General features: G+C 32.4%; 11 protein-coding genes. 9 read left to right on the forward strand and 2 right to left on the reverse strand.

The genetic code is table 11. The annotated features are described in order from the left end of the window. Positions 1-427: 427 nt before the first annotated feature. Both ACZIYX_RS22060 and ACZIYX_RS22065 read right to left on the reverse strand, forming a co-directional pair. Complete coding sequence (locus ACZIYX_RS22060) at positions 428-1,546, reverse strand: GTP cyclohydrolase (protein ID WP_462684429.1); 1,119 nt, start codon at positions 1,544-1,546, stop codon at positions 428-430. Between the two features lie 158 nt (positions 1,547-1,704). Continuing rightward, complete coding sequence (locus tag ACZIYX_RS22065) at positions 1,705-3,384, reverse strand: transporter (protein WP_462684430.1); 1,680 nt, start codon at positions 3,382-3,384, stop codon at positions 1,705-1,707. Positions 3,385-3,445: 61 nt separating this feature from the next. Between ACZIYX_RS22065 and ACZIYX_RS22070 the strand changes: the two genes are divergently transcribed. The 9 genes from ACZIYX_RS22070 (at position 3,446) to ACZIYX_RS22110 (ending at position 17,046) form a co-directional block, all read left to right on the forward strand. Next, a complete protein-coding gene (locus ACZIYX_RS22070; protein WP_462684431.1) occupies positions 3,446-3,715 on the forward strand; it encodes a DUF4834 family protein in 270 nt (89 codons plus the stop codon). Positions 3,716-3,748: 33 nt separating this feature from the next. Continuing rightward, positions 3,749-6,193, forward strand: coding sequence for a YfhO family protein (locus tag ACZIYX_RS22075; protein ID WP_462684432.1), 2,445 nt, complete (start codon positions 3,749-3,751; stop codon positions 6,191-6,193). A gap of 5 nt (positions 6,194-6,198) precedes the next feature. Further along, complete coding sequence (locus tag ACZIYX_RS22080; protein WP_462684439.1) at positions 6,199-7,482, forward strand: glycosyltransferase family 4 protein; 1,284 nt, start codon at positions 6,199-6,201, stop codon at positions 7,480-7,482. Positions 7,483-7,901: 419 nt separating this feature from the next. Continuing rightward, the gene (locus ACZIYX_RS22085) at positions 7,902-9,173 is read left to right on the forward strand and encodes a BspA family leucine-rich repeat surface protein (protein ID WP_462684433.1); all 1,272 of its coding nucleotides are present in this window, start codon (positions 7,902-7,904) and stop codon (positions 9,171-9,173) included. Between the two features lie 558 nt (positions 9,174-9,731). Beyond that, a complete protein-coding gene (locus tag ACZIYX_RS22090; protein ID WP_462684434.1) occupies positions 9,732-10,601 on the forward strand; it encodes an ion transporter in 870 nt (289 codons plus the stop codon). Between the two features lie 330 nt (positions 10,602-10,931). Continuing rightward, complete coding sequence (locus ACZIYX_RS22095; protein ID WP_462684435.1) at positions 10,932-11,402, forward strand: sporulation protein; 471 nt, start codon at positions 10,932-10,934, stop codon at positions 11,400-11,402. 556 nt (positions 11,403-11,958) lie between these two features. Further along, entirely contained in the window at positions 11,959-13,332 is a 1,374-nt protein-coding gene (locus ACZIYX_RS22100) for a LamG-like jellyroll fold domain-containing protein (RefSeq protein WP_462684436.1), read from the forward strand. A 170-nt stretch (positions 13,333-13,502) separates the two neighbouring features. Then, positions 13,503-14,921, forward strand: coding sequence for a BspA family leucine-rich repeat surface protein (locus ACZIYX_RS22105; RefSeq protein WP_462684437.1), 1,419 nt, complete (start codon positions 13,503-13,505; stop codon positions 14,919-14,921). 337 nt (positions 14,922-15,258) lie between these two features. Next, entirely contained in the window at positions 15,259-17,046 is a 1,788-nt protein-coding gene (locus ACZIYX_RS22110; RefSeq protein WP_462684438.1) for a BspA family leucine-rich repeat surface protein, read from the forward strand. Positions 17,047-17,123: the final 77 nt, after the last annotated feature.

The raw sequence follows: 17,123 nt of genomic DNA on the forward strand, positions 1-17,123 counted from the left end.
CGAGGGTTGCAACCCTCGATATTTTTTTGTTACACACTTCGTGGCTTAGTGCCCAAAAAATTATTTTTTAGACCTCTTTGTTTTAAATCAAACCCTCGATATTTTAAGTTATATCTTTAATGAGATAATGCCTCTTATATTGTATTTTTTCTTTGTTAAAATGGTATAACTTATCCGCCTGATACTTTTTTTAGTTACAAAAAGGATATATGAATGTTGATTAATCAAATAAATTGAATACAGATATTACTTAATGACATTTCCGGATTATACGTAATAGAACTTTGTTGCGAAGGTTGAGAATATTATAAAGCCTTATGTTTTATGGTCTAGGCATAACTGTATACCTTAAGTTTGTTAAATAGGTTATAGTCAAACTCAAAAATATAGTGTTTGCAATATGGGTTTGAATGTAATAATAGATTTTTTAAATACTTTTTCTAAATGTTCTGCGAACCTTATGTTGTTTGTGCTCATAATCACTCCAAAGCGCCTGAATAGCTTTGTTTTCTTCAAGTTCAGGGTTTGTTTCTACTACTTCAATACCATTTCGTAAGAAAGCTTCATTCATTTCTTTAAAAATAAGTGCAGTGATTCCTTTGTTTTGATATTTTGGATCGACACCTATAAGATAAAAAGCGGCTGTGTTATTTCTGCGTTGTGCCTTTAAAATATGTAAAAATCTAAGAGGATATATTTTACCATTCATTTTTTTTAAGGCTTTAGAAAATGAAGGCATCACGATAGAAAAAGCTATAAGCTTCCCTGTTTTATCGGCAATACAAGTAATGTATTCTGGGTTTAGATATGGTAAGTATTTTTTCTTATACATATCTATCTGGTACTGTTGTATAGGTACAAAAGTTTGTAAACTACTATAGGTTTTATTTAAAAGGTCAAACATATCATCTGCGTATTGCAGAATCTCTTTACTTTTATTAAATTTTAAAAGTTTTAGTTGGTAACGTTCCTTAATAACCCTTGCGAATTTAACTACTTTTTCTTTTGTTTGTTTTGGAATTTTAATTTTATACTCAACCCATGTAGCTGCGGGTTCAAAATTAAGTTCTTCAAGGTGCTTAGAGTAATATGGGTAATTATACCAGGTGATCATGGTATTTAATTCTTCAAAACCTTTAATTAATATACCAGCTTTATCCATGTTAGAAAACCCAACAGGGCCTTCCATGTATTCTAAAGAATGTTGAGTACCATATTCTGATACTTTTTGTAATAAAGCCTTGGTAACTTCAATATCATCAATAACATCAAACCATCCAAAACGAACTTTTGATTTTTTTAGTTCTTTTACCTCAATCCAGTTTATGATAGCTGCAATTCTGCCCACTATTTTATTGTTTTTATACGCCAAAAAGTATTTTGCATCTGCGTTTCTAAAAACCGGATTTTTTTTTGGGTTTATTACATCTACTTCTTCTTTGATAATAGATGGAACATAGTATGGGGAGTCTTTATATAATTCAAAAGGAAATTTAACAAATGTAGTCAAATCTCCTTTTGAAGTAATTTCTTTAATCGTAATCATATATCATCTCTAATTCATCACAAATATATAATCCTTTTATTAAATATTGCGGTGGTATGGATCATTTTTGATAAAATGTAATATTAGATAACTCTTTTTATACATTAAGCAATTATTATTTAGGATCATAATACGATAGTTTTTTATTTTATAACTAACTATGTACCCAGACCGGTATCTGTATTGTTGTCTTTTTCTTCTTGTTTCTTTCGTTTTTCTTCTTCTTTCTGGCGCTTTTTTTCCTCTTTTTGACGCTTTTTTTCCTCTTTCTGAAGCCTTTTTTCTTCTAATTTCTGTGCTTTTTCCTGTTCTTTTTGATAGTTTTCATACTCGGCGTCTATATCATCTTCCTGTTTTTTTTCTATTTTCTCTTCTTGTTTTGTGTTTTTCTTTTCCTCATCGATTTCTAATTCCTTTTCCATTTTTTCAAGCTCTTTTAGCTCTTTGTCTATATCCTGTAGTTCTTGATTTACGCCTTGCTCTTTCTCCATTTTATCTAATTCGGCATCAATATCATCTACTAATTTTTGTTTTTCTTTTTCGGCTTGAATGGCTTCTTTTTCGGCTTTTCTGGCTTCTTTAGCTTCTCGTTTTAAACGTCTGGCTTCTTCTTTTTTGAACTTTTTGCCTTCTTTTTTGGCAATCTTTTCATTTTCTATACGTTCACGTTCAAGTCTTTCGGCAGTTCTTCTTTCATCCAGATCTTTTTCAATATTTTCTCTTAAACCATCGTCTTCAAAGTCATTGATAAATGGGGTTTTTTCTAGTTTAAGGCTATCATTTTCGATACCTTCTTCTAATTCGTCAAATTCTCTCTTATCATTTTCGTTCTCATCATCAAGTTTTTCTTTTGATTTTTCGTCTTCTTTAACTCCGCCTTCTAATCCTGGTTGTTCTATGATTTCATCTTTGGTGTGCCAGTCAAGACGATAGGAAGCACCAAAACTAACGGTAAATATAGAAGGAGTATCTTTAAAATTAAAAGCAACGTTTGCATCTAATTGTAAGTTTTTATGATAAAGATATGCACCACCAAGCCTTAATATATTGTCACTATAAAAATCACTTTTTTGTCCTTGATACTCTCCAAAGGCAGCCCATTTATCATTAATAGTATGGGTAGAGGTCACGATCCATCCAATAATAGGATCTTCTGTTGTAACTTTATCTACAATCAGGTTAGTTACCAAAACCCAATCACCATTTAGATTTGTAGACCAGTTGTTTTGGGTCATAATAACTATTTTAGGACTAATAGGATCATCATTAGGAGCAGTAAACGGATTATCTTTAGATACAAAATTTGCACCTAAATAAGCAGAAACTGCCGGGATCAGGCTTTTCCATTTAAACTTATGACGTGCCTTCCAACTTTTTAATTCTTCGTAATTGGTAGAATCCTTTTTTGGTTTTTTATAGGGATCATAAATAAGGTATTTGGCACCAATAGTATTTACTTCAAAGTTACTTCTCTTTATCTTTTCTTCATTGGCACCAATAGTCTGTTTTACTCCATCTGCCCTAAATCTTCCGTTTAACCTGATTTCTAATTGTTCGATCAAAAGACCATATCTGGCAGAGTAATCCAAATTAAAAACATTGGTTTTGGTATTTAATAGTTTATGTTTTTGTTTTCCAAAACCAAAACCTCCTTCAAATTGTAAGACATTGTTTCCTACAGAGAAAGCGCCTTGTGAAGTTCCTGGTCGGTTAGTGTTGATTTTTTCGGTGTATTGTGCAGAAACCGTTATGCCAAATAAAAATAGAATAGCTAATAACAGAATAGACTTAGGGTTCATATGCAATAGATTTGGTTCAAATATAGCAGATTTTATCATTTTTTTAGGACTGTATGCCTGTAATTGTATCCAGAGTTCATTATTTTTGAAAAAAAATGATATGCAAGAAGCATCGTTGCAAGGGGTATTGAAGATAATTCTCATTATACTATTAATATATTATGGGCTAAAGGTATTAACGCGTTTATTTGGTCCTCTATTGCTTAAATATGTAACAAAGAAAGCAGGAGAAAAATTTCAACAACAATTTAGTCAATACCAACGACCTCAACAATCTACAGATGGTGAGATTACTATCGAGAAAAAACCAAAACAAAATTCTTCGAATAAAGATGCAGGAGAATATATCGATTATGAGGAAATTGATTAATTTGGCTTTTCATTTAGTAAACTCACATATATCATGTCTTTAATTAAAAGATTCTTACCTTATATACTTGTTGCTTTTGGTTTTATTATAGTTTCGCTTGCATATTTTAACCCTGTTTTAAGCGGTAAAAAGATAAGACAAGGGGATATTGTTCAATATACCGGGATGGCGAGGCAGCAAACTGATTTTAGAAATCAAACAGGTGAAGAACCATATTGGGCAGATAATGCTTTTGGGGGTATGCCTACTTATCAAATGGGAGCGCAATATCCGCATAGTTATATAAAAAAAATAGACAGAATTATACGTTTTTTACCCAGACCAGCAGATTATTTATTTTTATATTTTATAGGATTTTATATTCTTTTACTAGTGTTAAAAGTAGATTACAGACTTGCCTTTTTGGGGAGTTTAGCTTTTGGGTTTTCTACCTATTTTATAATTATTATAGGAGTGGGGCATAATGCCAAAGCACATGCGATCGGTTATATGCCTTTGGTACTTAGTGGTATTTTACTTGTTTTTAGAAAAAAATATATATGGGGATTTTTATTACTAACACTATCTATGGGGTTAGAGATTGCGGCAAACCATTTTCAGATGACATACTATCTGTTTTTATTGGTACTTGTATTAGGGGTTTCTTATTTAATAGATGCATATAAAAAGAAAGAAATACCAGATTATTTTAAGTCGATTGGTGTTATGGTTGTAGCTGTTTTGTTTTCTTTACTGCTTAACGCTACAAGTCTTTTAGCTACAAAAGAATATACAAAATATAGCACAAGAGGAGATACAGGTATTACTATTCAATCTAACAATAAAGAAAAAAAGAGTGCAGGCTTAGATTTTGATTATATTACGCAGTACAGTTATGGTAAGTTAGAGAGCTTTAACCTTTTTATACCTCGTTTTATGGGGGGAGCCTCTTATGAAAATTTAGGAGAGGATTCTAATACTTATGAGGAACTACTAAAACTAGGAGTATCCCCAACTCAAGCAAAATCGTATACAGAACATGTGCCTACTTATTGGGGGGATCAGCCTATAGTAGGTGCACCAGCATATATAGGTGCCACCGTATTGTTTTTATTTGTTTTTGCATTGTTTTTGGTGAAAGGAAGATTAAAATGGTGGATTGTAGGTGGATCGGTATTAGCATTATTATTGTCATGGGGAAAAAACTTTAGTTTTTTAACAGAGTTTTTTATTAATTACTTTCCTATGTATGATAAATTTAGAGCTGTTTCTTCGATACAAGTGATTATAGAACTGTGTGCTCCTATATTGGCAATAGTTGGTATACATAAATTGTTTAGTGATTCTGTCTCTAAAGAAGAAAAAGATAAAGCCCTAAAATATACTACAGCAATTACAGGAGGAATAGCATTATTGTTTTTATTATTTAAATCTAGCCTATTTAATTTTAGCGGACTAGGAGATGGTATGTTAATAGAACAAGGTGGTCCAGATTATCTAAGAGCAATTAAGGAAGACAGAAAAGCAATATTTACAACAGATACCTTGCGATCTTTATTATTTGTAATATTAATTGCAGCAGGATGCTGGATGTATTTAAAAGGAAAGCTGAAAGAAAACTTTTTAATTATTGGGCTAGGAGTATTAATCGTTTTGGATTTAGTATTAGTAGATTGGAAATATGTAAACAAGGATAATTTTGTTTCTGCAAGAGAATTTAATAAACCTTTTGTAGCAAATCAAGCTGATAAAGAAATTTTGAAGGACAAAGGACATTTTAGAGTATTTGATTTAACCGCGAATCCTTTTAATTCTGGTAGAGCATCCTACTTTCATAATGCATTAGGTGGGTATCATGCTGCAAAACCAGGAAGAATACAGGATTTGTTTGAGTTTTATCTTGCCAAAAATGATGTTGGAGTAATGAATATGTTAAATGTAAAGTATATTATTACTGAAGATGAGGATGGTGTAAAAGCATTAACTAATCCTTATGCAAACGGGAATGCATGGTTCGTTTCGGATATAAAAATGGTAGATTCTGCAAATGATGAAATCCTAACTTTAAAAGAAGTAGACACAAAAAAGGAAGCAATTATTAATTCTGGTTTTAAAGAGGCTGTTTCTAGCACTAAATACACTGTAGATAGCTTAGCATACGTAACTTTAACAAACCACAAGCCTAATCATTTAGTATATAAATCTAATAATAAAGATCAAGGGTTCGCTGTTTTTTCTGAAATATACTATCCTGGTTGGAATGCATATATTGATGGTGATCTTGTTACACAGATACAAACAAATTACACATTAAGAGGGTTACCTATTCCCGCAGGAAAACACCAAATAGAATTTAAGTTCGAACCACAGGTTGTAAAAACAGGAAGCACTATAACACTTGCAAGTTCTATTCTTTTTATACTATTGCTCATAGGAGGGATATATTTTCAATATAAAAAGACAGGGAGTATATTACCTTTTACAAAAGAAGATAAGTAGGATATATTTTGAAGGTTCTAATCATTACATATTATTGGCCACCTGCTGGTGGTCCCGGAGTACAACGCTGGCTTAAGTTTGTAAAGTATTTTAGAGATTTTGGTATAGAGCCAGTAGTATATGTACCAGAGAACCCAACTTATCCCTTAGAAGATAGTTCTTTGGTATCCGAAATTCCAGAAGGAATAGAAATACTAAAACAACCCATTTTTGAACCCTATCGATTTGCAGAGATTTTTTCTAAAAAAGAAAGCAAAACCATAAGTAAAGGTATTATTGCTGGTGAAGCAAAACAATCTTTTATACAAAAGCTTTTATTATTTATTCGCGGTAATTTTTTTATTCCTGATGCCCGCAAGTTTTGGGTTAAACCCTCTGCGAAATATTTAAAAGATTATATTTCAAAAAAATCAATAGATACTATTATAACGACAGGCCCTCCACATAGTGTGCATTTAATAGGGAGGGAGTTAAAGAACAAAACTGGAGTTAAATGGTTGGCAGATTTTAGAGATCCTTGGACTACCATTGGATATCATGATAAATTAAAGTTAACTAAACGATCTGTACAAAAACATAAACGTTTAGAAAAAGAAGTTTTACAAACTGCAGATCATATAGTAGTAACTAGTTTTACTACTCAAAAAGAGTTTCAAAGTTTAACGAATACACCAGTTTCTGTAATTACTAATGGTTTTGATAAAGAATCGATTCCTCAAACAGTTTTAGATACTAAATTTACAGTTTCGCATATAGGATCGTTATTATCGGGTAGAGATCCAAAACTTTTGTGGAAAGGCTTATATGAATTAACACAAGAAAATAAAGCATTTGCAGAAGCATTTCAGCTACAATTGGTAGGAGCTGTGAGTGAGGATGTGCTATCGTCTATAAAAGATGTAGGATTGTCTGATTTCTTAGTGTTAAAAGGGTATGTGCCCCACACAGAAGCTATTCAAATTCAAAGAAGCTCTCAGGTTTTATTATTAATTGAAATTGATAGTAAAGAAACAAAATGTATTATACCTGGTAAGCTGTTTGAATATATGGTTTCTCAAAGACCAATTATAGCACTAGGTCCAGCAAGTGCAGATATATCCAAAATTATTAAAGAAACGAATTCAGGAGTCTTTTTTGAATATCATGAATATGAAAAGATGAAAATACAATTGCTTCAGTACTTTAATGACTTTCAAGAGCAAAAATTAAAATCCCATGTTATCGGAGTAGAAAAATATAGCAGAAGATCATTAACCAGAGAGCTGGTTGAAATAATAAAAAAGATTTAAACACAATTCTACTTCTTGCTTTTTATAGGTTTGTTTAATTTACTATTAAGAGGTTAGCTTCTTAATAAAATTGTTTTCTTGTCGATTTTTTTAAGTAATTTCAAAATATTTATTTCATCCTTGACTTAAATATAGGGTAATACTATTTCAAAGTTAAAAAGGCATAATCTATAAGCCCTTATTTTCTTGAGGCTTTGGGTTTTTATACAAGATTATCCTAAATCTCATCAATACACTACAAATATCAATTAAAACACAGTAAATACTCCGTAACCTGTAGCAAATATAAAACAACCACTTTTTTTAATAATGATCTTTCTAGATTTACATCAAAACATAAACTAATTAGAAACAAAATTACGTACACTTTTTTGGTTTTTTAAACCAGAGAATAGGCCTCAAAAATGAAAGTAAATTTGATGAAACTAAGACAGATTAAACTAAGCGTATTGGCTGTATTGATGATAGCCATATTATCTATTGGATGCAGTAAGGATGATGATACTCAACCCCAGACAGAAACACCAACGGCACCCCCTGTAGCCGAGGCGGATAAAGCACCGGTAATTAGCGCGCAAACTTTTACTTCAAAAGAAGATATTAAAGATGATGTAGTGATTGGTAATATTGTAGCTACAGATCCGGAAAGTAAAGCACTTACCTTTGTACTTATCCAAAACAGTAATGATCTTTTTGAGTTAACCGCTACCGGCGAACTAAGCTTGGCTACAGATAAAAAACTAGATTTTGAAACAGTTACTTCACATACCCTCACTATAGAAGTATCAGATGGTAAAAATAAAGCGAGTGCAGATATTACGATTACTGTAGAAAATGTAGTAGAACCTTTTATTACCACTTGGGAAACTACTACTGCTAATGAAAAGGTTACTATTAAGATTAATAATAATTTCATATATGATTACACCATAGATTGGGGTGATGGAACCATTGAGAATAATAAGACTGACTCGTCAAATCATGACTATAAAGAAGCAGGTGTTTATACGGTTTCTATATCAGGAATATTTCCTGCGTTTAGAGTATTAGAAGATAGTAAGAAGAAAATTAAAACCATAGAGCAGTGGGGAGATAATAAATGGGAATTTTTTACAGGAACTTTTGGTGGCTGTGAAAACATGACATACAATGCGACAGATATACCTAATCTTTCTATGGTAACTGATATGAATAGTATGTTTGTAGGAGCTACTTCTTTTAATGGAGATTTGAGTAACTGGGACGTAAGTAATGTAACTGGCATGGCGTATATGTTTAAAAATGCTACTTCTTTTAATGGGGATTTAAGTACTTGGAATGTGGGTAATGTAACTTATATGGGGTTCATGTTTCATAATGCTACTTCTTTTAATGGGGATTTAAGTACTTGGAATGTAAGTAATGTAACTTATATGGGGTATATGTTTAACGGTGCTACTTCTTTTAATAGTGATCTCAGTAAATGGAATGTGAGTAAGGTTACAGGTATGGAAAATATGTTGGATGATACTAAAATTTCTGGAGCCGATTATGACAAGCTTCTTACCGAATGGGCAGCATTACCAAATTTGCAATCTAATGTAACTTTTGGAGTAGAAGGATTAGTTTATTGTGATGCAGTTTCTGCTAGAAATACTTTGATTAATAATAAAGGGTGGACAATTGATGGAGATAAGCCTTGCCCTAGATAAATGATTGATATTTATTTACATAACCAAAGGAGGTTGTCTAATTATAGACAACCTCCTTTTTTTGTTTAGTGTTAAATTGTTATAATAAAAAATTATTCCTCTATTGGTCTGTGCTGGGGTTATCGTTGAAATTGTCATTCCTATGAAAATTGGAATCTAAATAGTAGAATCTTGGTTTTTGACCCTAAGGTCAAAATGGAACAATCAAAATATAACTATGACTCTGCCTCCTGTAAAAACAAATATTAACTAAGCTATAGCAAATACCCAACAAAGTATAGCGAATATCAAACAACGGTTTTTTATAGAAAAGATCTTTTTAGGTTTGTGTCAAAATATCAATTATTTAGAGACAAAATGTGATTTAAACTTTTATAGGTTGCGATTAAAAGAAGATATATGTGTTGCTAAACGCAAAATATATAAAAAACAATTTATTAAGGTTTATAATGCTTAGCAAAAATTAAGAAAACATTAGTTTCTGTTGTGTTTAAAGCCTTTATAGCCAGTGCCTAATACATAGGCTTAATTAATGAGTTGTTGCCAAATAAAACGGTTATGGTAAATTTTTGTGAATCAATAAGTAAAAGTAAATGGTTTCAAAACCTGGTTACAATTGCGATTTTAATTGCAGGTGTTTTGGTAGGGATTGCAACTTACCCTAAGTTTTCTTTAAAACATGAAATTGTATTAGAGTTATTAAATAAAATAATTTTAGGGGTTTTTATTATAGAAATCCTTGTGAAAATTATTGCAGAAGGAAAAAAGCCCTGGCTTTATTTTACAGATGGCTGGAATGTTTTTGATTTTATAATTGTAGCAGCTGCATTTCTTCCTTTTGGAGGAAGCTCAATTGCTATATTGCGTTTACTGCGTTTATTAAGAGTTTTAAAACTGATAAAAGCATTACCAAAACTTCAAATGCTGGTAGGGGCTTTGTTAAAAAGTATACCTTCTATGGGATATGTTTCTATCCTGCTATTATTGCTTTTTTATATTTATGCTGTAGCAGGTGTGTTCTTCTTTTCAGAAAATGACCCAATACATTTTCAAGATTTACAAAGATCAATGCTGTCATTGTTTAGAGTGGTAACATTAGAAGATTGGACAGATATTATGTATATAAACATGTTTGGTTGCGAAAATTATGGGTATGAAGGAAACATGAACCTTTGTGTAAATTCAAAAAACTCTTTAACACTTTCTGTTACTTACTTCGTATCATTTGTCCTTATCGGAACTATGATTTTTTTAAACTTATTTATTGGGGTTATTATGAATGGTATGGATGAAGCAAAAAATGAAATGTTACTTGAAGATCAAGTTAAATCTGGAGAAAAAAACACAAATATTGAAGATGTAGAAAGTAAGATAAGTGAACTACAGAACCTATTGAAGCTGTATAAAATTCAACAAAAAGATAATTAATACCATTTTAACTTTGAAATAGTGCGTATAGAAATTGAATTTATTTTTTAAGTATTCAAGGCAAAAAGCTTTTGCCAGACTTGATCTGGTATCAAGCATAGCTGTAGTTACCGTTATCTTTTTTAACGAAGAATAGAGGAAAAAGAAATAATATATTAGTGCTATTTCAAAGTTAAAAAGGTATAAATATAAATATAAAAGTAAATAGTATTCAATCCTTTTTTTGGGTATGATTTACCGAGGCAAGCCTTGAAAACAAAATATATTTTGAAAAGTATACCTCATGAGTTTGCTCTGAGGTTATTTATAAATTAATTTAAACTAATAAGTATGGGATTTTTTGATAAAGTAAAAAGTAAACTTGGTATTGGAGGGGTAAAAGTAGCCTTGCAAATTCCGGGACATGTTTCTAAAGAAGGCGAACAAATAGAAGGCAAAGTTATATTAACCACAAAAAGTGAACAAGAAATTATTGAAGTTGAAATCAAATTAGTAGAAGAGTTTACAACAGGAAGAGGGGATAACACGAATACAGAATCTTTTGATTTGGGTGTGGTCAAGTTTTCTGACACATATTTTATTAAGCCAGGAGAAGTAAAAGAAATCCCTTTTATTTTGCCATTTAAGCTATTAAAATCTAAAGCAGATTCATTGGCAGAAAAGGGAGGAGCTGTTGGTAAACTCGGAAAGGTGAGCAAATTTGTATCCAACGAAAAATCAAAATATAAAGTGGAGGCCAATGTAGATGTAAAAGCAGCTGTTCTTGACCCTTCAGATAAAAAAGATATTAAATTAGTATAGCAGATATCCTGATAAAAATAAAAGTTGTTAAGTTTTTTTATTTGTATTTAATTTATTTTCAGTGTGTTATGTGAATGCATTTCGTTTTGATCCATATTGTGGGGTATAATTTGCGGCATTTCCCCAAGGTAATTGCTCTGCACAGGACAAAAAAATATACAATATAAGGATAAGTTGATTTGTCACTCTAATGAAAAACATGAACCACTCATTAATAACACTGTACCAAAATGAGTTCTGACCTTTAGTTTGTCCTGAGTTTATTGAAGGGTGAGATTCATTTTAGAAACATAACAAAGAGATATGTTTTGAAACCGTTTTGAACTGTAATAGATTTTTTGATGCATAATGCAGGCTTAATAATATGGATTTCCCGTAAAAACAAATATCAAGTAAAATATAACGAATATCCGGTAACATATAGCGAATATAAAACAACTGCTTTTTGCAGTAAATATCTTTCTAGGTTTGTATCAAAATATAAATTATCAGAAACAAAATTACGTATATATTCTCGTTTTTTAAACCAGGGAATAAGCCTCAAAAAAATGTAAAAATGATGAAAAAAAGACAATTTAAAGCAAGTATGCTGGCCATGACCATGATAGCCGTATTATCTATTGGATGTAGTAAGGATGATGATACACAACCACAGACAGAAACACCAACACCGCCTCCTGTAGCCGAGGTGGATAAAGTACCGGTAATTAGTGCGCAAACTTTTACTGCAAAAGAAGATATCAAAGATGATGTAGTGATTGGTAGTATTGTAGCCACAGATCCAGAAAGTAAAGCACTTACGTTTACACTTGCCCAAAACAATAATGACCTTTTTGAACTTACAGCTGCCGGGGAGCTAAGCCTGATAGCAGATAAAAAACTGGATTATGAAACCACTACCTCACATACCCTTACTGTAGAAGTATCTGATGGTAAAAATAAAGCGAGTGCAGAGATTACCATTACAGTAGAAAATGTAGTAGAATTATATGTGGCAGATTTGAATATCACTATAGAAGAAAACCCTCAGAGAGATAATATTATACTAGGAAACACCGAAGTAAAAATTGAAGGAGTTCCACAAAATGTGTTTGCGGTTAAACTTCTTTCAGAATCTGTAGAAGGAGCATTTGGTTTTGATGTTGAGAGTATTCCTAATTCAATACAACTAAAAGCAAAGAACCCTTTACTTTTTGATTTTGAAAGCAGAACTAGTTTATCTGCTACTTATGAGGTTTCTGTTGATGAATTAACCACTACTTTTAATGTTAATGTAACTTTGACAGACAATGGTAAAACTTTTATAAACAGCGGTTTGATTGCTCATTATACCTTGAATGATAATACGTTTAGTGATGCAACCGGAAATCAGGTAAAAGCTATTCAGCAAGCAGGTTCGTTGATAGCTACAAAAGACCGGTTTGGAAACGAAGGTAAAGCATACAATTTTAATAACGCATTTTTAGAGATTAGTTCAGGCTTTACCAATGACCTGCAATCGTATACCATATCTGTATGGGTGTATAATACTGCAAATGACGGAAATATAATTACAAAACTTGATGGTAACCTGCCAAGATACGAAGGGTATATAAGTAATAGAAAACCAGAAGGACGAACTGTTACTAATATAGGAACCACGTCAGATAGCGGTATAATGAAGCAAGGGGGGGATGGTGAATTAAATCAATGGATGCATATTGTTTTTCGAGTAACTAACGGATCGTTGCAAATCTTTACGGATGGTAGACATAGTACAGTAGGAAGCCAATCTACTAATTTTCTTAAACCAACTACTCAGGAATACATATATATAGGAGCTAATCAAAGAAGAAGTGAAATCTTTCAGGGAGCAATGGATGATATACTGTTTTACAATAGGGCACTTACCGATGAAGAAATAATGAATCTGGCAAAAGATAATTTCTAGGCTCAACATTTTATCAATTATCTCGGTGTAAGCCCGAAAATTACACCACAACGTGGATTAAAAATAAAGAAAAATAATAAATGGGATTGTTATAGATAGGCAAAACACGAACAGTAAAAAGCAAATATGTAGTGTATTTATAAACAATCTGTATAAAAAATATTACTTAAATGAAAACAAAAATTAAATATATAATAGCGGTTTTTATAGGGTTATTAATTTTATCATGTAGTAAAGATGATGATGCACAACCCCAGACAGAAACACCAACACCACCTCCTGTAGCCGAGGCGGATAAAGCACCGGTAATTAGCGCGCAAACTTTTACTGCAAAAGAAGACATTAAAGACGATGTAGTGATTGGTAATATTGTAGCTACAGATCCGGAAAGTAAAGCACTTACCTTTGTACTTATCCAAAACAGTAATGATCTTTTTGAGTTAACCGCTACCGGCGAACTAAGCTTGGCTACAGATAAAAAACTGGATTATGAAACCACTACCTCATATACCCTTACCGTAGAGGTATCTGATGGTAAAAATAAAGTTAATGCAGAGATTACCATTACAGTAGAAAATGTAGCAGAGCCTTTTATCACTACCTGGAAAACAATTACGGCAAATGAAAACATTACTTTTCAACTGGATAATACAAGAACAGATTATGATTACACTATAGATTGGGGAGATGGTACTGTAGAAACTAATCAAACCACTACTAAAAACCATAGATATACTACTGCAGGAGTTTATACCATATCTGTTTCAGGAAAATTTCCTGCAATCAAGATTGATGATATTAGAGGTGCAGATAGATTACAAACGATTGAGCAATGGGGGGATAATGAATGGGAATCTATGGAATATGCTTTTTCAGGCTGTGAAAGCATGACCTACAAAGCAACAGATATACCTAACCTTTCAAAAGTTACGAACATGAATGCTATGTTTAGTGGCTGTAAAACGTTCAATGCAGATCTTAACAATTGGGATGTGAGTAATGTTGTAAACATGCAAGGGGTTTTTTCTGGGGCCAGCTCTTTTAATGGAAATATAAGTGAATGGAACGTAAGTAATGTGGCAAGTATGAGAAGGATGTTTGCACTGGCAGCGTCTTTTAACGGGGATATTAGTAAATGGGATGTGAGCAAGGTTGAAGATATGTCCGGTATGTTTCAAAAAGCATTTTTATTTAATGGGGATTTAAGTAACTGGAACGTAAGCAAGGTTGTAAATATGGAGTCTATGTTTCGAGAAGCAACTGCTTTTAATGGCGATTTGAGTACTTGGAGCGTAAGTAAAGTAACCAATATGGCATTTATGTTCGAAAGAGCCACTTCGTATAGCAAGGATATTAGTAGTTGGGATGTTCAAGGGGTTGCCAATATGTATAATATGTTAAATTATACTAAAATTTCTGAGGCGGATTATGATAAACTTCTTACCAAATGGGCTGCATTGCCAAATTTGCAATCCAATGTAAGTTTTGGGGCACAAGGGTTAACCTTTTGCAATGCAACTTCTGCCAGAAGCATATTAGTGAATGATAAAGGCTGGACAATTACAGGAGATATTGACTGTCATAGATAAAGAAAAAAGAATACCATTATTAAGAGAGGTTGTCGTATTTGATAGCCTCTTTTTTGATTTACCCTATTCCTGAATCAAGTTGGAGACAAGCTCTAAACCCTTTCCGAAGAAAAGGATTTTTTGCCACCTTCCATTTAGGAAGCCAAGAAATTCTTTAAAAACAAATATCAATTAAAACATAGCAAATACCCAACAGGGCATAGCAAATATAAAGCAACCACTTTTTGGAGTGTACATCTTGTTAGGTTTGTATCAAAATATAAATTATTAGAAACAAAATCACGTACACTTTCTTGATTTTTAAATCAAGGAGGTAAGCCTCAAAAACAAAGTAAAAATGATGAAATTAAGACAAATTAAAACAAATCTAATAACCTTGTCATTGTTGGCAATGTTAAGTATTGGATGTAGTAAAGATGATGAAAATGTAATGCAGGTTACGGTGACTACAGAAGATTTTTCTGTTGCTATAGATGAAAACCCTACAGAAGGGCAAAGTATAGGAAAAGTAACAGGAAAATCCAGTGAAGGAGAAGTCTCTTATAGCCTTACTACCCAAACTCCTGAGGGCGCTATGTCTATAGATGTTAAAACAGGGGAACTAAAAGTTAAAAATGCATCGCTATTTGATTTTGAAACTTATACGTCTATTACTGGAGTAGCATTAGTAAAAAGTGGTGAAATATCAAAAGAAGCAAAAATTACTGTAAAAATAAACGATGTGGATGATAACGAGGTGGTTAACCGGCCTCCTGTAATTAGCGCGCAAACCTTTACTGCAAAAGAAGACATCAAAGATGATGTAGTGATAGGTAGCATTGTAGCTACAGATCCTGAAAGCGGAGCACTTACATTTACATTAACTCAAAACAGCAATGATCTTTTCGAGCTTACAGATACAGGAGAACTTAGTTTGGTAACCGATAAAAAATTGGATTATGAAACCACCTCTTCATATACAATTACTGTAGAGGTGTCTGATGGCAAAAATAAAGTTAGTGCAGATATTACCATTACGGTAGAAAATGTAGCAGAGCCTTTTATCACTACCTGGAAAACAACTATGGCAAATGAAACCATTACTTTTCAGCAAGATAAAGAACGTAATAACTATGATTATACTATAGATTGGGGAGATGGTACTGTCGAAAATAATAGCCAAATCACTACCAAAAGCCACACGTATGCAACCGCAGGAACTTATACTGTTTCTATTTCTGGGGTATTTCCTATGATTAAAACCACAATAACTTCAGATGCAGAAAAACTACAAACAATCGAGCAATGGGGAGATAATGTATGGGAAACCATGGCAGATGCTTTTCGTGGTTGTAAAAACATGACGTATAATGCCACAGATATACCTAACCTGTCAAAAGTGACCGATATGACCAATATGTTTTCTGGTTGTAGCAAGTTTAATGCAAACCTTAATAATTGGGATGTAAGTAAGGTTACCAATATGTCAGGGGTGTTTGGTAGATGTATAGCATTTAACTCAGATCTTAATAATTGGGATGTAAGTAACGTGGTTAATATGTCTGGAATGTTTGAGAGTGCTATTGTTTTTAATGGGGATATTAGTAATTGGAATGTAGGCAAGGTTAGTAATATGATAGCAATGTTTGTTCGTGCCAATGCTTTTAATAGTGATATTAGTGGGTGGAACGTAAGTAATGTTGGTAATATGAGAGATATGTTTTATGAGGCAAGATCTTTTAACAGGGATATTAGCGCATGGGATGTAAGCAAAGTGATAGATATGAGATATATGTTTTTTAAAGCTTTATCTTTTAATGGAAACTTAAGTTCTTGGAATGTAAGTGGGGTTACTATTATGAGGAGCATGTTTCGGGATGCAAACTCTTTTGAAGGGGATTTGAGCACCTGGGATGTGAGTAAGGTTACAGATATGGCAAATATGTTGGATAATACCAAAATTTCTGGAGCTAATTATGACAAAATTCTTACCAAATGGGCAGCATTACCTAATTTACGGTCATTTGTTGATTTTGGGGCAGCAGGATTAACCTATTGCGATGCAACTTCTGCCAGAAGCATATTGGTAAATAGTAAAGGTTGGACAATTACAGGAGATGTATCTTGTGTAATAGTACTACCCTAATATAAGTTATACTGTGTGATCCGGCACTAAGCCACGAAGTGTGTAACAAAAAAATATCGAGGGTTGCAACCCTCGAT

The organism is Aquimarina sp., assembly GCF_977115655.1.